This is a genomic window from Bacteroides sp. Ga6A2 (genome assembly GCF_000702225.1).
Lineage (GTDB): Bacteria > Bacteroidota > Bacteroidia > Bacteroidales > Bacteroidaceae > Ga6A1.
Window position 1 is genome coordinate 147,453 of the sequence record NZ_JNKX01000008.1, and the last position, 22,336, is coordinate 169,788.

The window sequence follows — 22,336 nt, forward strand, 5'->3', positions numbered from 1 at the left end:
GTTTTTTTGTCAGAACTCAAGCAGAAGCCTTACGTTTATCTGTCTGCCAGTAAGATAGTTTGGCACGGCATACTGGTTGTTAGTTACATCCGTCAGCCAGAAATATGAGTTTACGTTGTTGATATTCAAGAGGTTGAAGGCATCTATGCCAATCCATGCGTTGCGCATCTTCGATGCTATGCCCGTGCGTATGTCGTGCTCCTCGTTGTTGAGCAGACGGTAGCTCATGCCAATGTCGGCGCGCCTGTAGGCTCGCGTGCGGAAGAACTGCGTCTCGCGTCCGGTGTGTGGCGGACCGAACGGCAGACCGCCGGCATAACTCAGTTTCAGACTCATCTTCCACTTGTCCGTACCCGGAAAATAGTCGGTGAAGTAGAGCGACAGATTCATGCGCTGGTCGGTTGGACGAGGAATCTTCTTGCCGAAAAGCGTCTCTTCGGTCTTCATTATCGACAGCGTGAGCCACGAGTCACTTCCCGGAACAAACTCGCCAAACAGCTTCATGTCGATACCTGTGGCATAGCCTTTGCTCAGATTCTTTCCGTAGTAAGTAATCTTCAGATTATCAACATTGTATGGGTTGAGATTGCTCAGAATCTTGTAATAAATCTCGGTTGTGAACTTGAACGGACGGTTTGCCATTCTGAATTTGTAGTCGCCAGCCAGAACGAAATGAATGCTTCGCTGGCTCTTTATCTCGGAGTTTAGCGTAACCGTGGCGTTGCCGTTGGCTGCCATCGTGGTGTCCTTCAGCTCCTTGTAGAAAGGAGCCTGATAGTACAGTCCGGTGGCAAAACGGAAAGTGAAATTCTCGTTCTTCTTTGGAATGAAACCGACTGATAGTCGCGGACTTACGATACTCTCTCTGTTGAAGTCCCAGTAAGCGTAGCGCAGTCCGTAGTTGATGGTGAACATACCTTTGTCGTTGTTCATTCGCCAAGTGTCCTGTGCATAAAGTTCGTATCTGTTAGAGCTTAGTTCGTTGTTGCTGCTAAGGTTGTAAATCAGTCGCAGCTGGCTGTCGGAGTGTGGCAGAGAATAGCCTGCCGAGTCGCGCATCTCCCATTCCTTCATCTTCTCGTCGACAACCTCGTGTTTAAGTAGCGCGCCCCATCTTATCTCGTGCGCCTTCTTTCTTACCTGACCGTTAAGCGTTACGCTCTTCACGTTTGTTGTCAGATAGTTGCGCGCGTGCTCCTTATATGTTCCAACGCCTATGCTCTCGTCCATACCCTCGTTGTTGAGCCAGTACTCGCCTTGGATGTCGTATGTTTCCTGCTCCTTGCTGTTGTATGCCGCTCCCTGAAGCGAGATGAACGTATGTTCGGTAAACTTGCGCGTGATGCTCGCCGTCATGAAGTAGGTTCTGAACAAGTCCTTCTCCTGACCGTCGAAATAAACCTTGAATTCCTTTATGTCGTCGAGTGTTCCGAAGGTTGTCGTTCTGTCCGACGGCTTGAACTTGTAACTGTTGCGCGAGTAGTTTCCGATGAAGTCGATGGTCCATCGTTTGTTTGGCGACCAACTTGTATAATTCTGATAGTCAACAAAGTTAGGGTTGTATTCGCCCTTTGTGTCGAGTGTTCCCAAGAGATAGCGGTTTGTCTTGTATCGCACGCTCTGCGTCATGCTGAAGTGCTTGTTTCCGAATCCGGCGTAGATGCCTCCGCCCAGCATACTTAGATTTGCGCTTCCCTCGAATTTCTTTACTTTCTTGTAAGTTATATCGAGCACCGACGACATTTTATCGCCATATTTAGCCTCGAATCCGCCCGATGAGAAGCCGATGTCGCTAACCATGTCGGGGTTGATGATGCTCAGACCCTCCTGCTGTCCCGAACTGATGAGCATAGGACGGTACACCTCAATGCCGTTGATGTAGACGCTGTTCTCGTCGAAACTGCCGCCTCGCACGTTGTACTGCGAACTCAGTTCGTTGTTCGATGATACTCCGGCTTGCGTTGCGATGTACGATTCTACGCTTCCGCCCGATGCGTCGGGCATCAGTTTCTGGTCTTTTATGTCGAGTTTCTGGGTCGAGGTGGTTTGTCGGCGCACCTCGCTCACCGTAACGCCCTCAAGCTCAACGTCCGACGGCAGCATCGTAACGTTGAGCGCGATTATTCCCTTTGGTCTGCGCAGCGTTTTCTTCTTGGTGCGGTAGCCAATCATCGAGAAGATAACTGTAACGCTGTCTTGCGTATCGACCGATATGGAGTAATGCCCCCGCAAGTCGGTCGTAGTGCCTACGAGCACGGGCTTTTCAATGCGCACGGTAGCCAGTTCGATAGGGTCGTGATTCTCGTCGGTAACGATTCCTGTTATCTTGGCTTTGTGCTTTGATGTGCCTTGTGCGGCAGCATCGGTAAAATGAGTGAATATTATTGTCAGCAGCAGAATGCTGTATCTTAGTCTGTTTAGCATATACACATAACGCGTAAAACGGCTTTTTATTTTGTATTGAAAATTGACAATTAGTAAGTTGAAAGTTGAAATTTGAAAGTTGAAAAAACTGAATCGATTGATAATTAGGAATTTATAACGAACAATTTCGTCAGAAATTGTTCGTACGTCCAAGGTACGTCCAAGGTACGTCCAAGGTACGTCCAAGGAAAGTAGAGGCAAGGTATTCATTTATAATTCATAATGGAAGAAAAAGTGGGGTGTTTTGTCTTTTTGTATATACAAAATAGTGCCAAGGTATATGCAGGGTATATGTAAGCTATATGTAGGATATATGTAAGCTATATGTTGGCTATATGTAAGCTATATGCAAGGAATAGCCAGATTAGGTGAATGGTAAGTTCTGTGAAAGTAGAAATTTGAATTGAAGCAAGGGGGTAGTAAGGGGATAGTAAGGGGATAGTAAGGGGGTAGCAAGAAGGTAGCAAGGGGATAGCAAGGGGATAGTAAGGGGATAGCAAGACGGTAGCAAGGGGGAAGGTTCGACGAATAATTACAATTCATAATTCAAAATTCACAGTTGACAATGGACAATTCAAAAATCATAATTGTAGAAAAAAAGGAGTATTTTGTCTTTTGGTAAATACAAAATGTTAGGAAGTAACGTTCAAGGTACGATGAAGTAACGTTCAAGGTATACGTAGGGTAGGTGATGGGTATGTTGAAAGGTACGGAGAAGAGTTTATTATAAGGGTAGACTAATGCTTGAGAATCGGAAAAGGATAACTCTTAACAGAAAATTACAATGTAGCAATAGCAATAGACAGTTGACATTTTTGGATTTTGATAAGTATGCTGATGTATAGGGCGTGTCATGTCAAATTCTTAATTCTGTAATCTTATAATGAGGAGTAAAATAGTAAAAACACATAAAACAGCTGAAAACACACAAAAAAAGATGACTTTTAATGGTTCTTTATTTTTTTTTGACTTAAAATTGAATTGTTTTTATTATTTTTGCGTATTACAATGAAAGTATGGGAACGCAAGATTAATGTATCAATGTAATGCTTGCAGAAAATGCAAAAAAACAATAAGTGGTTGTTCGGACAAGTAGATAGGTATTCAGCGATAGTTAGCAAGTGGTGTACAAATCATACAATTTGAGACAAAGTGCTGATTGTGAATGTGCTCGAAGTGGATTTAAATGACCTTGTTGCTTTGATGTATTGCCTGTCATTGAAATGAACAAGAAACATCTGGTAAATAAAGCTTGTCCCATGATTTGGAACTACATCCTTTTATCTTTGCACTCATAGTGTAAGATTTTGAGAATGAAAGATGGGATAAAAGTTCCTGTCCAAGACAATTTTGATAAGTCAATAAAAACAAAATATCGATATGGCTGAACAATTTGAAGAGTTCGACGATTTTAAGCCTGCAAAGGTTGATGATGGTGTGAATAGTACGGTACAGAAGGTTATCGAAAAAGAACTTTCTGAACTAGAATCGTTCAAAGCTGAAAGTGACGAGATAATATTCGGTTATGAAGAACCCAAACAGGCTCTTACCGAAATGATGGTTGAGTATATCCAAAATGTTGGTGATGTAAACGATGTTAACTTTTGTAGTTTTAATTCAGGTAATGGTGAGGCTATTGACGCTTGGGGATATAGCGGAGACGAAGACATGACCTCTATAGACCTTTTCCTTACAGTACTTGTTGACCCAGAAAAGAGCAATACTTTACCTAAGTCGGAGATTGAACGACACTTCAAGTGGATGGAGAAGTTCTTCGAGCGTTCTCATTCTGGCACTATGTTCTCGCGTATTACCGACAAACGTAGTGACCTCTATCAGATTGCACAATTGATAAATGAAGCCGAGAAGATTGATCGTGTGAGGATGTTCCTGATGACCAATGCAATAATTCCTTCCAACTTGGAATTAGACGAGAAGGAAACTGATGAAGGAACGATGATGGAGTACCATCTTTGGGATGTGAGGCGCATAAAAAAGCACGATGATATTCTTCGTGGCAAGGAAGCCGTAGTCGTAAATTTTGAGGATAAGGGCTTCTGTCCGCTTCCTTGTATCAAGATGCCGGATGTGTCCAATCGTGTAGAATGCTATCTTGCTATTATACCGGGAGAAACTCTATCGAAGGTTTACAACCTATATCATCAACATATTCTTGAACAGAATGTTCGTACATTCCTTCAGTTCAAGGGGGCGAGCAACAAGGGTATCCGTGATACTTTGATTGGACACAAGCCTACTGCTGCACAGAAGGCAAAGGGCGACAAAGAGCGTCCTGCAGAACCTGATATGTTCTTTTCATACAACAATGGTATTTCTACAACTGCTACAGATATAGAGATACGTGATACTGAGCAAGGACCTGTTATCGTTAAGATTACAGATTGGCAGATTGTGAATGGTGGTCAGACAACGGCAAGCATTAGTGCCGTTATGAAGATGAAGGACACCGATCCTGAAATGATTAAGCAGGTGTTTGTTGCCATGAAGGTGTCTGTTATCAAAAAGAAGGAAGCCAAGGAAGATCTTGTGCCTCGAATCTCGCAGTTTGCCAACACACAGTCCGCTGTTAAGAAATCTGATTTTGGCATAAACGAGCCATTCCTTCAAGAACTCGAGCAACAGTCACGTCTTGTGTGGGTAAAGAATTCTCAAAACAAAGAAATTTCAAAGTGGTTCTTTGAGCGTACTCGCGGTCAGTATATGGATAAGGCAAAACATACAGCTAATGCTCGTGAGGAAAAAGAGTATTATGAAGAATACCCTAAGACTCAGATGTTTGATAAGACTATGCTAGCCAAGTATATACTAGCATGGGAACAAGAACCTCATATCGTATGTACAGGTGGAGAAAAGTGCTATACTGCATTTTTCAAGAAAATGGTGCTTTCAAAATTTCGTGTGGATGAACGAACTTATAAGCAGACAATAGCAAAATGTATTCTTTTTAGAACAATTGATGCCTACTATGGTAAAGATGGTATAAAGCTTATGGGGTATAAATCCAATATGGTAGCTTATACACTTGCTGTTTTGTCTTATCTGACAAACAAATCTCTTGATCTAGAAACTATATGGAAAGAACAATGCGTTATCACTCCTTCCGTTTATAATGAGATAGGAGGTGATATGTCATCCGTTATTGCAAAACTGCTTGCTGGAAACGGAAGCGTTACATACAAAGTAAAGACTTCTCAATTTGCAGCAAACGGAAGAAAAGTAAACAAGTGGGTGGTTAAGTCAATAACTGATACAGACATAAGTAGCATCAAAGCCACAACACTTTATTCTGTAATGCAAATTGTTGCAAAGATTGAACCAATGATTTGGGAGCATATAATGGATGTTGAAACTGGTTCTAACATTGGCGAATATACAAAGAAAATAAGCTGTTGGAATTCACTATGCGCTAAACCTTTTAATAGGAACATAACAATCCCTTCAAATATCATTTCTAAAGAAAAGGAAATCGAACTGACCCCATCAATGATGCACATGGTAGAAACTGCAAACAGTTATGACTACGAAACATGGCATGATATCAATATATGGGGTAAAGAAACTGGCTTGATTTCACCTCGTGATACTGCATTTATGGGTAGTATATATTATTGGTGCAAGCGTGGTAAAGAACTCACTTACAAACAAGCTAGATATGCTATGAATGTGCTTGAAAAGGCGCGTACAGCTGGTTGGGAAGAATAATGGTACGCTATTCTGATATAGAAACGCATGATTCAATTCTCTTCTGTTATCAGAAAGAGATAAAGCATCTTGTCTTTTCCAAGTGGGACACTATGAATAATGTCATGGTTCAGATGCCCACAGGGACAGGCAAGACTATTCTGTTTGCATCTATCGTACGTGACATATGTAATTGGATTATCCAGAATCGCAAACATTCGCACATTCTCATTGTTGCACATGTTAGAGAACTGATACAGCAGGCAACTGATAAACTTGCGAAACGTGGCATTGATAGCGGTATAATCATGAGTGGACATCCTCAGCAACTGGAGAAGATTGTTCAGGTGGCTTCGGTCCAAACCTTCATGTCTGCTCGTAACAAAGACAGGATGTCGCAGGAACAGTTTGACTTTATTATCATTGATGAAGCTCATCATGCTATGGCTCCTCGCTATCAGGACATTTGGGAGATGTACCCCGAGAGCAAGAAACTTGGAGTGACTGCGACACCGTGGAGAATGGATCACTCAGGATTTACTTCAATCTTTGACGACATCATCATATCACATCCTATCGAGTGGTTTGTCAAAGAAGGGTATTTGAGTAATTACGACTACATCTCTATTGCTCCAAATTCGGATATTCAGCATGAGATAAACTCCATTGACCGATTTGGTGTGGATGGTGATTACCTTGAAGAAGAACTCATTAACCGATTTGACAAGGATAGCATCAGAGCCAAGTTGTACGATGCCTATTGTCAATTCTGCAAAGGTAAAAAAGGTATTATCTATGCCATCAACCGCCAACATGCAGCCAACATACTCAGCACATACCAGAGCCATGGAGTTTGTATTGCCATGATTGATGGAACAACACCAAAGGTGCAAAGAGAAGAATTGTTGGAGAAATTTCGTGCTGGAATATTGCAAGTCATCGTGAATGTCAATATCTTTTCTGAGGGCTTTGATTGTCCAGATATAGAGTTCATACAGTTGGCTCGACCTACAAAGTCGCTTGCCATGTATCTGCAACAGATTGGTAGAGGACTCCGCGTATCGAAGGATAAAGACAAAGGACTTATCCTTGATAACGTTGGATTGTACAATCGCTTCGGAACACCAATGGCAAATCGCAGATGGTATTATCATTTCCTTGGACATGAGACAGATCCTTTTGTATACAATGATGGTACAGGTCTGACTAAAGATATTGTTTTTGAAGAACGAGAGCCTGATTATAGTGAAGGTGATGAACAAATGACATTGGTTGAACATGCTGAAGGAGGTCGGCAAATACGAAAAGCTGAGTCTGAAGATGCAGGTCATGGCATTGGGGATTTCAATGTTTTCAAAAAACAAGGTAAGTATGGCATCTGTAGCAGAAATAACCGAACCATCATTCCACCTGTTTACGAAGACATGCACCCGTACTATAAAGGCTACATCCCTTTCAAGTTGAATGGCAAGTGGGGTATCATGCTGAGCAACGGAGTTGTTAAAGTCAAGCCGAAGTACTATTTGATTAGTGCTTTTGAGGATGGCAAAGCTGAAGTAAAAAATACAACTGATAGCGAAAGCTATTACATTAACGACAAATTAGAAAGAATATAAGATATGGCTACAACCATTTACACTTACTTGCACAATGATGATCTAAATGGCTCGCGTATAGTGAGTATGGATGATTGTATGTGTAAGTTATACAATATCAAGAGGGATGATTCGGAGTTTTTGAAAGACTTCAATGAAGACCTTAAGAAACCAGCTCTTTACGTTTTGCTTAACAAAGATAACAGAAAAGCCTACATTGGTGAAACTGATGACTTCAACAAACGTATTGTTCAGCATTTGGCAAAGAAAGATTTCTGGGATGAGGTGCTGGTGTTTCTTGGAAGCAATGATGATACTCTTAGCAAAACAGAGGTTCAGCACTTGGAATACCTTGCGTATAACAAAGCGTTAGACGTTAAATCTTGTGATTTGTCTGAGAACACCCAAAGCCCAAAGCAACCACACATGAACGTGATGCAGAAAGCAAAGACGGAGAAATTCTTCAAATACGTACAGTTTTTGGCGAAATTCGTAGGATGTGACATCTTTGAAAGAAGACCTAACGTAGCGCTTACTGCCACATCGGAAGCTGCACAACCAATAGTATTGCCTGTTCCAATTGATTTGACAAAAGAAGACCTTAGTGGTAAGGTCTATTTATCATTAAATAATGAAGGTAAATACTCTAAGCGAGAAATGGTACTTGCTATTGTCAAAGAGTTTGTAAAGCAGAATCCAACTGCATCATTCAATGAATTAAAAGCTACTTTCAAAAGAAACTATCTTGGGCAGTTTTGTCGATATGAGTTTCTAGAATCAGATATAGAACGTGCAAAAGACTGGAAAAAATTAGGTGAAGACCATGTTCACTATTTTACAAAAGATGTGCTTACTAGTGGAGATGATATTCGGTTTGTGGTTTGTGTTGAATGGGATAGAAATAATATCGTTCCAGTGCTTGGAATAGCTAAGGCATTAGGATGGAAAACAAAAATAATAAAATGAGTCTGTTAAGAGATATCATAAATCCCGAACAAATGATTGGTGTTAAATTGCTTTCAGACGCCGATTTAGGACGCTCACCATTGAGTAATCAAACTCATATAGGGTTGAGTATTAAAACATTGACATTTCTTCGTAATGGTGAAATCGTCGATGATGCTCATTTTATATACAAAGATAACTGTTGCTCGTTATGTTGTAATTTTGATATGATATTACGAGAAGACGGGCGAATTGATGCGCCCAAAATACGTAAAGGATATGTGGGAGATAGTATTGTCGATGAAATCCGAAGACTTTGCTATGAAGATCCAGGATATGATTGGTATCTTGTGTGGTTTGGATTAATGAACCATGAGGTGATTTTTTGGCTAATAAGAGAGGAGTCAGAGGACTATGAATTGTTTGCGCATTTTCTGTGTTCAAAGATGAAAGTTTATAGCGTGTATCAAAAAGAATACAATTTAATCACAGATACAATAGAGAAGAAGTTGAATAGGTTTGATTTTTGGAAAGACATAATTGAAAAGTAATGAAGTTTGAAAAAATAAAATACAAGATGGTTGACCTCTTTGCAGGTTGTGGTGGTCTTAGCTGTGGATTAGAACAGGCTGGATTTACGCCATGGTTTGTAAATGAGATTGTTGAGACATTTTGCAATACATATAAAAGAAATCATGAGTTAAGCGATGACCACTACTATGTTGGTGATATCAATGAACTCAATAATCATATCGAAAAGTATAAAGAATACTTGTCCGATATAACATTAGTATGCGGTGGACCTCCATGTCAGGGTTTCTCTATGGCAAATCGCCAGAGAATTCTTGATGATCCTCGCAACCAACTATATAAGGCTTATTTGACATTCCTTAGCCATGTTCGTCCTAAGTTTTTCATCATGGAGAATGTAAAGGGTATGGCAAATAAAATTGAGGAAATAAAGCAAAACTTCAATGATTTTCTTGGGGACGAATACCAATTTGACTATATGCTACTAAGAGCACAGGATTATGGCGTGCCTCAAAACAGAGAACGCTTCATCATGATTGGCAATCGTATGGGCATCGATCCTAAAGATATATTTGAGGAAATCTATAAACAGAAGCGACCTGCTTTTACCCTTCATGACGCTCTTGAAGGACTTCCTCACCTTGAAGCAAGAAAAGAGAAAGGCGCAAAGGATATTGAAAATGAGCAATCTGGCTTTACTGTTAGGGATTTTGAATATGTAGATTCTGAGTTCTACCATTTCATCAATGGTGACAGAAAAATAACAAAACTCTATAATCACAAGAATCGCTACAACAACGAGCGTGATATTGAGATATATAGAAGATTGCCACAAGGTGCAAACTCATTACATGAGTCCATTGCCGACATAATGCCTTACAGCAGAAGAAACGACATTTTCAAAGATAAGTACTTCAAACTGGATGAAACACAAATTTGCAAGACAATCACTTCGCACATGAAGTTTGACTGCAACATGTATATTCATCCGTGGGAAGCCAGAGGTTTGAGTCCAAGAGAAGCTGCACGAATCCAGACATTCCCTGATGACTATATTCTCACAGGAGCCCAAAATTTGTGGTATGCCCAAGTTGGAAATGCCGTTCCTGTAAAGTTAGCAAGAGCCATAGGCGTAGGTATAATGAAATTTATTGACAAGAAATGACACATTTAGAATTATTTTCTGGCATTGGCGGTTTCCGTCGTGCGTTAGACCTTCTGACGAACGATGGAATTATGCCGTTTGAATGTGTCGGCTATTCTGAGATTGATGCCAAGGCAAAGCAGACTTATCAAACTAATTATGACGTAGAAGGCGAAACAGACATGGGCGACATTGTTGCCTTTACTGCTAATCCTGCAAACATTGATGCTCTTGCTCCTTTCGACCTGTTGACAGGTGGTTTTCCATGCCAAACCTTCAGCGTGATGGGGCAACAAGCCGGATTCGATGAAGACCGAGGTCTGATGTTCTTTAGAATTATGGATATTATTCATGCAAGACATCCAAGATATGTTTTGTTGGAGAATGTCAAGAATCTGTATCGTCATGATAATGGTAATACTTATGCTAGAATAGAACAGGAATTACAGAATGAAGGTTATCATGTATTTCCAAACATATTCAATACAGTTGACTTCCATCTTCCTCAGAAACGTAGTCGAGTGCTTATCTTTGCCACGACTGAAGACGTGCCAGAAGATTTCGCAGAGGACTTCACTCCAGAGAATGTAAAAGCCTTGTTTGACGAGAACTTTGAGCATTTGGGAGTATCTCACTATGAAACAACATTGGATGTGTTGGAGCGAAACGCAGAGCAAAGATACTTTTTGTCAGAAAGATTGAAACCAACAATTTTGGCAGATGGGTCTGCAAACTTTAGATCACACTCAGATATAAATCAGTTGATCGCAAGAACCTTGACAGCATCGATGCACAAAATGCACAGAGCATGTCAAGACAATTATTATAGCCAGGACTTTATTGAGTCTAATGGCGAAATAAACCATGTTCTTGATTATACCAAAGAGCAGCTTGCACAACTCGATATTAGAAAACTTACTCCACAAGAAGCATTTATGCTCCAAGGATTCCCAGCTCAGTTTGCAACTAATAGTCAGAATGCAGGTGTCTCAAATGGTGCTCTTTACAAACAGGCAGGAAATGCAGTAAGTGTAAATGTCATTTACGCAGTACTATACTATTTGATAACAAACAATATAATTCATGAGTAATATGGAAGAAATCGTTAAACACATTAATGACACTAACGCGAGCTATCGTACACCGAAAGCTGGTGATGCAAAGAATACTGATTTGTTCTTGGATAATGAACATTACAACTTATTTAAAGATTCTGGAGACCAGATAAAAGTTCGTTTCAGTAAAGAGAACCTATCTAAGGCTGTGCTTTTTATTGCGTCCATATTACCAAGAAAATATGACAACTCTTCAATTCACAAATTGATTTCTTACTCACCTTCGTTTGTATTTGAGCAACTTGAATTGTTAGAAGGCTATTTTATTGAGAATGGAGCACCTGTAACTCATAAAGTTCAAACATGGTATGCACGTAAAGACGTGCTCAAAAAAAATGGAGAGACAGATAATAGGTTCTATTTCAATGGGCTGATAGAAGATTTTACATATAAAAACAGTAATGGTGATAATGTTTCAGCAAAGTTTACTATACGTAATTATCTTGCTGGAGGATATTCCGATTTGCATATTTCTAAAAGTGAAGATGGAGTTTTTGATGTGTGGATTACAAATGCAATAGCCCCTACTAGCGATACAAAAGGATTTGAATTGGAGGACAATTATAAACCTTCAAGCAAACTTTCATTACAACAAATAGTTTATGGAGCACCTGGCACAGGCAAGTCGTATGGGGTTGACGAGGATGTAATAAAGTATGCGATGCACGACATCCGTACAACTTTCCATCCCGATAGTGACTACTCAACCTTTGTAGGAGCATACAAACCACAGATGGAGAAGGTGACGGTTCGTGACGATCGTGGCTTTCCAGTAAAAGAGAATGGTCAGATTGTTTATGAGAAGAAAATTGTATATAAGTACACTCAACAGGCTTTTCTGAAGGCATACGTTGCAGCATGGAAAGACTTGGAAAATCCTCATGTTTTGGTAATAGAGGAGATAAATCGTGGCAATTGTGCCCAAATCTTTGGCGATTTATTCCAATTGCTTGACCGCAATGACATTGGTTTCTCTAAATACCCTATTACTGCAGATACTGACATTATGCAGGTGTTGAATGAGGAGTTCGATGGATTGCAAGTTGCCAACGTAGAAGCTATCAACGCCCATTATAAGGATGATGTGGTTTCTGATGTGTTGAGTGGTAGTCGTCTGTTGCTTCCTAATAACCTCTACATCTGGGCAACAATGAACACCAGCGACCAAAGCCTCTTCCCAATTGACTCTGCTTTCAAACGTAGATGGGAATGGAAATACGTTCCTATCAGTAATGCAGGCAAGGAGTGGAAGATATGTGTGAACGGAACAGAATACGACTGGTGGTCGTTCGTGGAGAAAATCAATAACAAGATTTGGGACGCAACACATTCAGAAGATAAAAAATTGGGATACTTCTTCTGTAAGGCAGACAGAAAGGTTAATGAGAATGATGTAGAGAATAGTGTTATCTCTGCTGACCGATTCGTTGGCAAGGTTCTTTTCTATGTGTATAATGATGTGTTCAAGGACTATGGCTTTGATGATGCTATTTTCAAGGATAAAGAGGATGACAATAGTGATTTGTCGTTCCAATGTTTCTTCAAGGCAAATGGCAAACCTAACGAAGAGAAAATAGAGGTGTTCTTGAAGAATCTTGAAGTTAGGTTGGCTTCGGAAGTTGTAGATGCTTCAGTAAACGAAGAAGTGGTTCCAGAAGGTTCACAAGAAGAGTCAAGTGATGTTAATACACTGAGTAATGACATCGAAACTGAAGGAAACGACACGACAAAGTACTCCTTTGATGGTAAGGAAAACCTAGGGAAGGGACAGTTGGCTGTCTCTATAATAGAGAAATACATGAAAGAACATCCCAACCTTTCATATGAGGAGTTGAAAGATATTTTCCCAGATTCAATGATGGGCAATTCTTTGAAACTGATAGGTCTGATCGTCAAAGAAGAGGATGTAAAGAACGCTCCATATAGTTACCAAAAGAAAGCATATGGTTACTTCAAACCAGAACGAAGGTACAAAGACATAAATGGTGTGGATTTCTTTGTCAGCAATTATTGGAACATTACAAACATTAAAAATATTATTGACTTTGCAAAACAACAAGGTTGGATAATTGAGTCTAAGTAGCAAGTTACTATACGCATTTTTATTGTAGAATATCAATTTAGCATAGCAGATGGACAAGGAAAACAAACTGATACTCTATAAGGATGAAGAGGGCAAAGTGAACGTGAATGTGCGCTTTGCTGACGAGGATGTGTGGCTGACAAGAGAGAATCTTGCTGAGATTTATGCGACCACCCCTCAGAACATTAGCCTTCATGTCGGCAACATATACCAAGACAAAGAATTGAGTGAAGAGGGAACTCGAAAGAAATTCTTTCTAGTTCGTCAAGAGGGCAAACGACAGGTGCATAGGGAGATTGACCACTACAATCTTGACATGATTATCGCCCTTGGTTACCGTGTTCAGTCGTCTATTGCTGTGCGCTTCCGCCGTTGGGCTACTCAGCGCTTGCATGAATACATCCAAAAAGGATTTACGATGGACGACGAACGTCTGAAGCAAGGCGGCAACCGATATTTCAAGGAACTGTTGCAGCGCATCCGTGACATCCGCAGCAGCGAACGAAATTTCTATCAGCAGGTTACGGACATCTATGCTACATCAACCGACTACGACCCTCGGGCGAATATGACAAAGCTGTTCTTTGCCACCGTGCAGAACAAGATGCACTATGCTGTGCATGAACATACGGCAGCAGAACTTATCTATGAAAGAGTTGATAATGAGAAGCCTTTTGTGGGTATGACCAACTTTAAGGGCAACTATGTGACACGTGATGATGTGAAAATAGCAAAGAACTACCTGTCGGAGTTGGAATTACAGCGTCTGAATCTGCTTACTTCTCAGTTTCTTGACTATGCAGAATTTCAGGCGTTGGAGCAAAATCCAATGACTATGGCTGATTGGATTGCGGCTTTAGACGACCAGATATTGCGATTGAGAAAGAATATCTTAGAAGGGAATGGCACTGTGTCGCATCAAGAAGCCATCGAGAAGGCTGAGCGAGAGTTTGAAATCTATCGTGAACGAGAAATGCGACAGTTAGAGAGTGACTTCGATAAGGCCGTGAAGCGGTTGAGGAACAAAAAGGACAAGGACGACGATAAAACGGAAGTATGAGAATTTTAATTGAAGAATATCAATACACATTAACTGACGAACTCCGTCAGCATGACTTGAAGTGCATCCTAAAAGAATTAGGTGGCTTTGAGAATGTTGAGGGAAAAATCAGTGTCAATTATGTTGGGTACTACTATAGTGCCGAACTGAAGGACTGTGTCTTTATTCTGCCTAAAGTGCTCATAACGGTTGGTGAAAACAAGAAGGAACTGGCATTCGGTGAACATCGACCAGAAGACATTATCAATATCGATAAGGATTCCCCTTTGAGCGAAGAACAAAGGCGCTTCATTTACGAGTTTGCTGTATGGATTTATCGTGCCATAGATGTTTATAGGGCAAAGAACAAGAAGTCTGGCATCATCTATTACAAGCATATTGCCGAGATGAGCAAAGGCAGACGGAGGGTGAGCAACACTTTCCTAGATGTTCTTCTTTCGCTCCTCCAGTTCAACAAGGATAATCAGAATTTCTTCTTTTTCACTCTGAAGAACCAGCACTCAGGATTGAATAAGATTAACTGGACAAAGACCATTTCGAAGAGCCAAGCCTTTGTGCAGGATGAAGCTCCAGTATATTTGAATCCTGTGAACAAAAGACGGCAGATAAACTTTGACGAGGAGCTGCTGGTGATATTTTTCAGTATTCTGAACTACATAAATGACAAGTATGGTTTTTCGGCTGAGATTAACATCAACTTTCCTCTGATACCCAAGGCGCAATTTGAGAACTACATAAGAGGTATGGGCAAGGTACGCCTACATCAAATCAAATACAAGTACTTCTCAGACAAAGCCATCCAACTCTGGGATCTATGCTACGCCTTCTTCGACCGTTCGCACCAGATTAATATTTCAAGCGAATTGCAGGACTATCTGCTTGCCAAGGACTTCAATATTGTCTTCGAAGCAATGATTGATGAACTGGTGGGCGACAAGATTCCTCAGAAAGACAAGCGTCTGCGAGAGTTGAAGGAACAATCTGATGGTAAAATGGTGGATCACATCTATCAATGGCAGAACCTAACGAATAATGAGGATGAGGACAAAACAATATATTATATAGGCGACTCTAAATACTACAAGCGAGGGAATGCCATCGGCAAGGAAAGTGTGTATAAGCAGTTTACCTACGCAAGAAATGTCATACAATGGAATCTTGACCTCTTCAATGATGGCACAGATGAAGAGAAACACGGACATGTGATGCTTCGTGATGATGTGACGGAGGGTTACAATGTAATACCGAATTTCTTTATTAGTGCTCAGCAGAACACACTAAAGAAAGAAGACGACATCCACCTAACTGACAAGAAGGAAAAATATTTCTTCTCCCGTCAGTTCGAGAATCGCCTTTTCGACCGTGATACATTCCTAATAGCCCATTATGATGTAAACTTCCTCTTTATCGTTGCACTTTATGGCAGAAATAACACAAGCGAGAAGGAAAGTTGGAAAAAGAGGGTTAGAGGTATGTTTCGGAAAGAGATTCAAGAGATGCTAAAGAAGAAATACCTCTTCTATGCACTAACTCCTCATGAGAATGTGAATGCCGATGAATACATCCGCGAGAACTTCCAGATGTTGCTTGGTAAGGTGTTCAAACCTTTTGAGGATGTGGATTCTCAACAGTATTTCTCGTTGGCTCTCCGTAATCCCGCAGTTCTAGACAAACCAGAGGAGCAGGAGTTGAAGCAACAGATCGAAACAGAGAATGAAGGCATACGTCAGATTATTGACCAATACTTCTATCGTGCAAAGTGTGATTTGGGTGCAAATCCTTCAATGATAAAGGATTTGCCTAAGGTCGTGCCTGCTCCAGTAGGGTATGTTCCGAATGAGTTCAGAACAAGGTACTTTTTTGAGGCGTTCATGAATAGTAACTTCTTGGTAGGTTGTTATAAAAATACAAAACATCTGAATTGGATCTTTGGTAGGAACGGTAAACGAGACAATATGTATAATATCCGTATTGATAAGGAACGTGATGGCAGCTTTTCAAAAAATAGGGCAAAGAAAGCCCCAGATTTCCTTTTCCTTTACAATTTGGAAGAGCCTACAACTGAAGGATTAATGATGTTCAAAATTCATAATGCCGCAGATACCCCATACGAGTTCATGAAGAGAACACATTATCCAGACCTCAAGGAGGGACGTAATTATGTGAGCTACATCTTAGAACAAGATCCTATCACATTTGGTGATATTGACATTGTACAATTGCTGGTAGATTATAAATTATCTCATCAAGACTTTAAAAAAGGAGAACCAATCTTTATGCTTGGTAAGGATCTTAAAAAATATAGAAAATAGCATAATATTATGAACGCATTAGAATGTAATTGTTCATGGCACTTTGCCAAACAATAGGATGCCAGCCAGGATGTAGGTCCGAATAATGCTGCTGTAGAACTCTTTTTGGCGACACCTTAGCCGTCATTGATACGAGAGTCTATTCAAAATTTACTTGATGTTGTGTACGATAAGACACAAACATTGCGAATGGAGTTTGAATTTGGTACATTACGTATCAGGACTTTTGAGTCATTTTATTTCTGGTAGCCTTTCATGCATAATAAATTGCTTTCTTTGCTGATTATCCGCATCAAGCAAAGAAAAAGCAGAAGGAGTATGAGGAATGGTTGACGTCAGTTGGAGGTTCTGCGATGAGTCCTGATGAATTAATTGCTGATATTCAAAACAGATTATCTTAAAAACAAAGCAAGGGTCGCTTGCAAACAAACGACCCCGTAACTCCTTTAACAACTTGGTTAATGAGCTGGTGCAATATTACAACTTTTTTCTGAAAAACATAAAAAGAAGTAATGTGTTTTTCTGAAAAAGAGCCAAAATAATGATAAAAATCAATCGCTTAGATTGTGTGTTCAATCAGCGTTGGGGTGTTCTAGCTTACTTCTGTAGCGATGCTTGAAACTTGTAGTTCGGGACGAATTTGATGCTCTGAAATATTTCAACGAATGTTTGGGGAATATGTGGAAGATGGAACTCTGACTTAACGTATCATCTTCTTAACGAAAAGAAATGCAAGATTATTTATCGCGAGAACTCCCTCTTTCTCCCCATATCATTTTGCCAAAACTGTGGCAAGTGTGAAAAAAAATGCCTAATTTTGCAACAAAACTCGAAAATATATGTTTACAGCAAAGAAAAGAGAATGGAGTGAGTTGTATACTTTCTTCACGTTGCTAAAGGACGGTAAGGTCACACTTGGCAACAGTCTGGGCAAGCCGTCAAAGCGATTCTTTCCGATACATTGCGTCAAGCGAGAGGAGCACGACGGAAGCCGTTCGTATTTCATTGAGGATGAAGACGTGCGCATCGTTCCCGAGGAGGGCGACGAATACCGTATTCCGCGCGAGGACTTCGGAACGGTGGCTATGATGGTGCTCGAAGCAATGAAGGGTCATTCAGAAGAAGACGACATCGAGTCGCCAGAGGGCGTTGAGGAGTTTCTCGACGCGGTTAAAATCTTCAACCTTGAGGCTCAGACCGAAGACCGTACCGACCTCTTCATCGTGTTCTACACTCAGGGCGTACCGCCAATGGGATTCCGCATCTACTCGCGCGTAGGAACGATGGACCCTCTGATGGACGGCGGTCGTGCTGCCAACATCAAGTATCATCTCGACGGAATAAAGATACCTACTCCGGCGGTAAACAAGATTAACGCTACCGAGGCGAGCGAGAATCCGGTGGCGCGCCGAATGATGATGGTAGAGGCTATGGGCGGCGTGCTCAAGTTCGACGATGCTGCCGACAAGGTGTTCCGTAGCAACCTTAACCTCATCGACCTGCACTTTCCGCGACTGCTGGGCGAGATGACACGAATGATGTATCTTGACGGAACAAGCCGCGTGCGCGACCTCGTAGACAAGATGAAGGAACTGAACCCCCTGAAGATAAAAGACGAGCTGATAGAGAAGCACGGATACTACGAATACAAGGTTAAGCAGTTCCTTATGGCGGTGGCTCTGGGAATGCGCCCAACAAAGGTGTTCGACGGATTTACGGGCGTGGTTAGCGGCTTCATCTTTGTTGATGCCAGCGGCAAGCCTCTGTGCTACAGCGTAAACGACAGGGCGGTATTCGAGAACTTCCTTCTGAATAACACCCGACTTGTACACGGCAACGTGGAGCGCGACCACTACGGATATCTGGAGCGCGAGAACGGCCAATGGTATTTCAGACTTAACGCCAAGGTGGCACTTACAAAGAAATAAAAGACGATGCGCAACGACGTTTCAGAACGCTTGCGCCGATGGGCGGCTGAGTATCACACGGCCGCCTTCGTTGCAAACGACCCCGTGCAGTTTCCGCATCGCTTTGCCCAGAGGCGCGACATCGAGATAAGCGGACTGCTTACCGCGCTTATGAGCTTTGGAAACCGAAAGCAGATTGTGCTGAAGGCTGATGCCCTGCATGCAATCATGGGCGTGTCGCCCTACGATTATGTGATGAGCCTTGGGTGGCAGACCGATTTTCAGGCAGGGAGAAAAGAAAGTTTCTACCGAATGTTGATGTATGCCGATTTCAACGGCTTCTTTCAGAAACTGCACGACTGCTACGTGCGTTTCGACTCGCTCGAGGACTGTCTTCTAACGCTCGATGCCGAGTCGCCGTTTCGCGCCATCTGCCAGTTTATGCAGGTCAGCGACAAGAGTCCTCAGAAGAAACTGAACATGTTTCTGCGCTGGATGATAAGGCGCGACAGCGAGGTTGATTTCGGGTTGTGGCAGAAGTACAGTCCGTCGCAGCTCATCATTCCGCTCGATGTTCATGTGTGCCGTCAGGCTTTCGAACTGGGGCTTATCGACAAGGAGACATTCTCGCTTGCCAACGCCCGCAAGATAACCGACGCTCTGGCCTCCATCTTTCCCGGCGACCCCTGCCTCGGCGACTTTGCACTTTTTGGATATGGAGTAAACAACAAATAAAACTATGGATTTCAAAGATTTGATAAGAACGCGCCGCAGTATGCGCAAGTTTACCGACGAGAAAGTAACCGAGCCCGAAGTAAAGATGCTTTTGCGCGCAGCACTTATGAGCCCGTCGTCAAAGAGTATTCGCAACTGGAACTTTGTCGTTGTCGACGACAAGGAAACGATAAAGCAACTTGCCCATTGCAAGAAGATGGGAGCCGAGTTCCTTGAAGGTGCTCCGCTTGCCATCGTCGTAACCGCCAATCCAACGGAGAACGACGTGTGGATTGAGGACGCCTCTATTGCATCGCTCATGATTCAACTTCAGGCCGAAGAACTGGGACTTGGCTCTTGCTGGGCGCAGATTCGCAACCGCGCGGCAGAAGACGGAACGCCTGCCAACACCATCGTTCACAACATACTCGGACTGCCCGACAGCCTTGAGGTTCTGAGCATCATCGGCGTTGGTCACAAGGCAGCCGAGCGCAAGCCTATGGAGGACGACAAGCTGCTGTGGAATCAGGTTCACTACAACAAGTTCGGTAACACAAAATGAGAATAGTAATGGTTGGTGCCGGCAATCTGGCAACGCACCTGAGCCGTGCCTTGCACAACGCAGGGCACGATATATTGCAGGTTTTCAGCCGTACCGAAGAGAACGCCCGGCTTCTTGCCGGCAGACTGGACGCTGGTTTCACCACCTCGCTTGCAAGTCTTAGTGCCGAGGCCGATATCTACATCGTCTCGATAAAAGACTCTGCCCTTGTAGAGTGTGTTTCGGACATCTGTCGCGGAAGGGAAGACAAACTCTTTGTGCATACCGCCGGAAGCATAGCCATGCAGGTATTCGAGGGGCATTGCCATAGGTTTGGCGTGCTGTATCCCATGCAGTCGTTCAGCAAGGGCAGGGAAGTCGATTTCTCGGTCATCCCGTGCTTTGTCGAGGCTAACAATGCCGACGATGAGGCTGTGATCGAGTCGCTTGCATCGTCCGTGTCGCAGAGCGTGTGGCATTTCTCGGGCGAGCAGCGCAAGTATCTGCATCTGGCAGCCGTCTTTGCCAACAACTTTACCAACCACATGTATGCTCTTTGTGCCGAGATGCTTGCGCAGCACGACATTCCGTTCAGCACTATGATTCCGCTCATAGACGAGACGGCGGCAAAGATTCACACGCTCGAGCCTCGCAAGGCGCAGACCGGTCCGGCGGTTCGGTTCGATCGCAACGTTATGGACAAGCAGAAGGCTCTGCTCGCCTACAGTCCCGAGCTTCAGCAGATATACGAGTTGCTGAGCAAGAGTATTCATAAAACATCAACAAAATGATAAATTACGACCTTTCGAAAATAAAGATGATTGCCTTCGATGTAGACGGCGTTCTAAGTCGCGAGACAATCACGGCATATCCCAACGGCGAGCCTATGCGTACCGTTAATATCAAGGACGGATATGCCATTCAGCTTGCCGTTAAGCGTGGCATTCATGTTGCCATAATAACCGGCGGATGTACCGAGGCTATAAGGGTTCGCTACACGTCGCTCGGCGTAGAGGATGTGATAATGAAGGCTGCCGTAAAGATAGGCGAATATCGCCGTCTGCTCGAGAAATACGGTCTGAAGGACGAGGAGGTGCTCTACATGGGCGATGACATCCCTGACTACGAGATTCTTTCGGTATGCGGATGCCCTTGCTGTCCTGCCGATGCCGCGCCCGAGATTAAGAACGTGTGCCGATACATCTCGCACAAGGAGGGCGGCATGGGCTGCGGTCGCGACGTGATTGAGCAGGTGCTGAAGGCGCAAGGCAAATGGATGGGCGACAAGGTTGCCTTCGGATGGTAAAAACAAAAAACAAGAAGTAAGATGAATATAATATTGGCGAGCAATTCGCCTCGCAGAAAGGAACTTCTGGCTGGTCTGGGCATAGAGTTCGAGGTTAAGACAATTCCGGGCATCGACGAGAGCTTTCCCGACACGCTCAGAGGCGAGGACATTCCAAAGCATATCTCGGCAAAGAAGGCTGAGGCTTACAAGCAGATTATCGGCGAAGACGACCTTCTGATAACTGCCGATACGATAGTCTACGTAGACGGCGAGGTTCTTGGCAAGCCAACAGATGCTGCCGATGCCAAGCGTATGCTCAGGAAGCTGAGCGGACGTACGCATCAGGTGATAACTGGCGTGAGCATCGTAACTACCAAGAAGCACAGTTGCTTTGCCGTAACCACGAATGTGTCGTTCGATGTGCTTACCGACGAGCAGATTGACTTCTACATAGAGCATTACAAACCGTTCGACAAGGCTGGCGCATACGGCATACAGGAATGGATTGGCTACGTTGGCGTTACTGGCATCGAGGGTTCTTACTTCAATGTGGTGGGCTTGCCTGTTCAACGTCTTTACAAGGAGTTGCAGAAGTTTTTGACAATTGACAATTGACAATTCAAAATTCATAATTCATAATTCATAATTGGTTGTGGAGTGTCGTCGCAAATAAAAAGAGTCGTTTTTCTTCATTCACGAAAAACGACTCGTTCATCACCAAGTTAAGCTGAATTTGCAATTCTGCTTAGAAGAAAATGGGAATTTGTAATTCCCACCGCTGAAAAAATTACGCGTAAATACTTTGTCTATGAATAACAACGTAATTTGCGTCCCTTCGTTCGTAAGCAACCACAAGTTGAGCGCGGAAATTCAGCAGAACTAAAGGAAAAATAGTATGGGAAATATTTTCATGAAAATCATAAAGTTTATTTCTTTTGCAGCGAAACCTATAGCAATACTTACCGAAGCTATAGC

The 22,336-nt window shown here is 42.5% G+C and carries 16 protein-coding genes; 15 read left to right on the forward strand and 1 reads right to left on the reverse strand.

Translation table 11 applies throughout. The features are described 5' to 3' along the window. Positions 1-9 precede the first annotated feature (9 nt). Entirely contained in the window at positions 10-2,424 is a 2,415-nt protein-coding gene (locus T538_RS0102230; RefSeq protein WP_031531879.1) for a TonB-dependent receptor, read from the reverse strand. A gap of 1,380 nt (positions 2,425-3,804) precedes the next feature. On the opposite strand from T538_RS0102230, the gene T538_RS0102235 reads away from it, so the two are divergent. The 15 genes from T538_RS0102235 (at position 3,805) to T538_RS0102305 (ending at position 21,976) form a co-directional block, all read left to right on the forward strand. Continuing rightward, positions 3,805-6,147, forward strand: a complete 2,343-nt coding sequence (locus T538_RS0102235) for an AIPR family protein (protein ID WP_051655819.1) — start codon at positions 3,805-3,807, stop codon at positions 6,145-6,147. Beyond that, positions 6,147-7,742 (forward strand): DEAD/DEAH box helicase family protein, encoded by a 1,596-nt coding sequence (locus T538_RS0102240; RefSeq protein ID WP_051655820.1) that lies wholly within the window; start codon positions 6,147-6,149, stop codon positions 7,740-7,742. The genes T538_RS0102235 and T538_RS0102240 overlap by 1 nt, the downstream gene beginning before the upstream one ends. 3 nt (positions 7,743-7,745) lie before the next feature. After that, positions 7,746-8,687 (forward strand): GIY-YIG nuclease family protein, encoded by a 942-nt coding sequence (locus T538_RS17525; protein WP_051655821.1) that lies wholly within the window; start codon positions 7,746-7,748, stop codon positions 8,685-8,687. Beyond that, on the forward strand, positions 8,684-9,217 hold the full coding sequence (locus T538_RS0102250; protein ID WP_031531885.1) for a hypothetical protein: 534 nt from the start codon (positions 8,684-8,686) through the stop codon (positions 9,215-9,217). Before T538_RS17525 ends, T538_RS0102250 begins: the two co-directional genes overlap by 4 nt. Further along, on the forward strand, positions 9,217-10,362 hold the full coding sequence (locus T538_RS0102255) for a DNA cytosine methyltransferase (RefSeq protein ID WP_031531886.1): 1,146 nt from the start codon (positions 9,217-9,219) through the stop codon (positions 10,360-10,362). The genes T538_RS0102250 and T538_RS0102255 overlap by 1 nt, the downstream gene beginning before the upstream one ends. Beyond that, positions 10,359-11,432, forward strand: coding sequence for a DNA cytosine methyltransferase (locus T538_RS0102260; RefSeq protein ID WP_031531887.1), 1,074 nt, complete (start codon positions 10,359-10,361; stop codon positions 11,430-11,432). The genes T538_RS0102255 and T538_RS0102260 overlap by 4 nt, the downstream gene beginning before the upstream one ends. A 1-nt stretch (position 11,433) precedes the next feature. After that, positions 11,434-13,539, forward strand: coding sequence for an AAA family ATPase (locus T538_RS17530; protein WP_051655822.1), 2,106 nt, complete (start codon positions 11,434-11,436; stop codon positions 13,537-13,539). A 49-nt stretch (positions 13,540-13,588) separates the two neighbouring features. Continuing rightward, positions 13,589-14,599, forward strand: coding sequence for a virulence RhuM family protein (locus T538_RS0102270; protein ID WP_031531890.1), 1,011 nt, complete (start codon positions 13,589-13,591; stop codon positions 14,597-14,599). Beyond that, complete coding sequence (locus tag T538_RS0102275) at positions 14,596-16,911, forward strand: LlaJI family restriction endonuclease (RefSeq protein WP_031531891.1); 2,316 nt, start codon at positions 14,596-14,598, stop codon at positions 16,909-16,911. Before T538_RS0102270 ends, T538_RS0102275 begins: the two co-directional genes overlap by 4 nt. A gap of 839 nt (positions 16,912-17,750) precedes the next feature. Then, the gene (locus tag T538_RS0102280) at positions 17,751-18,839 is read left to right on the forward strand and encodes an HpaII family restriction endonuclease (RefSeq protein WP_031531894.1); all 1,089 of its coding nucleotides are present in this window, start codon (positions 17,751-17,753) and stop codon (positions 18,837-18,839) included. A gap of 6 nt (positions 18,840-18,845) precedes the next feature. Beyond that, positions 18,846-19,553 (forward strand): TIGR02757 family protein, encoded by a 708-nt coding sequence (locus T538_RS0102285; protein ID WP_031531895.1) that lies wholly within the window; start codon positions 18,846-18,848, stop codon positions 19,551-19,553. Positions 19,554-19,557: 4 nt separating this feature from the next. After that, the gene (locus T538_RS0102290; protein ID WP_031531896.1) at positions 19,558-20,094 is read left to right on the forward strand and encodes a nitroreductase family protein; all 537 of its coding nucleotides are present in this window, start codon (positions 19,558-19,560) and stop codon (positions 20,092-20,094) included. Then, positions 20,091-20,864, forward strand: coding sequence for a Rossmann-like and DUF2520 domain-containing protein (locus tag T538_RS0102295; RefSeq protein WP_031531897.1), 774 nt, complete (start codon positions 20,091-20,093; stop codon positions 20,862-20,864). The genes T538_RS0102290 and T538_RS0102295 overlap by 4 nt, the downstream gene beginning before the upstream one ends. Continuing rightward, positions 20,861-21,379 (forward strand): KdsC family phosphatase, encoded by a 519-nt coding sequence (locus T538_RS0102300; RefSeq protein ID WP_031531898.1) that lies wholly within the window; start codon positions 20,861-20,863, stop codon positions 21,377-21,379. The genes T538_RS0102295 and T538_RS0102300 overlap by 4 nt, the downstream gene beginning before the upstream one ends. A 21-nt stretch (positions 21,380-21,400) precedes the next feature. Further along, positions 21,401-21,976 (forward strand): Maf-like protein, encoded by a 576-nt coding sequence (locus T538_RS0102305; RefSeq protein WP_031531899.1) that lies wholly within the window; start codon positions 21,401-21,403, stop codon positions 21,974-21,976. Positions 21,977-22,336 lie beyond the last annotated feature (360 nt).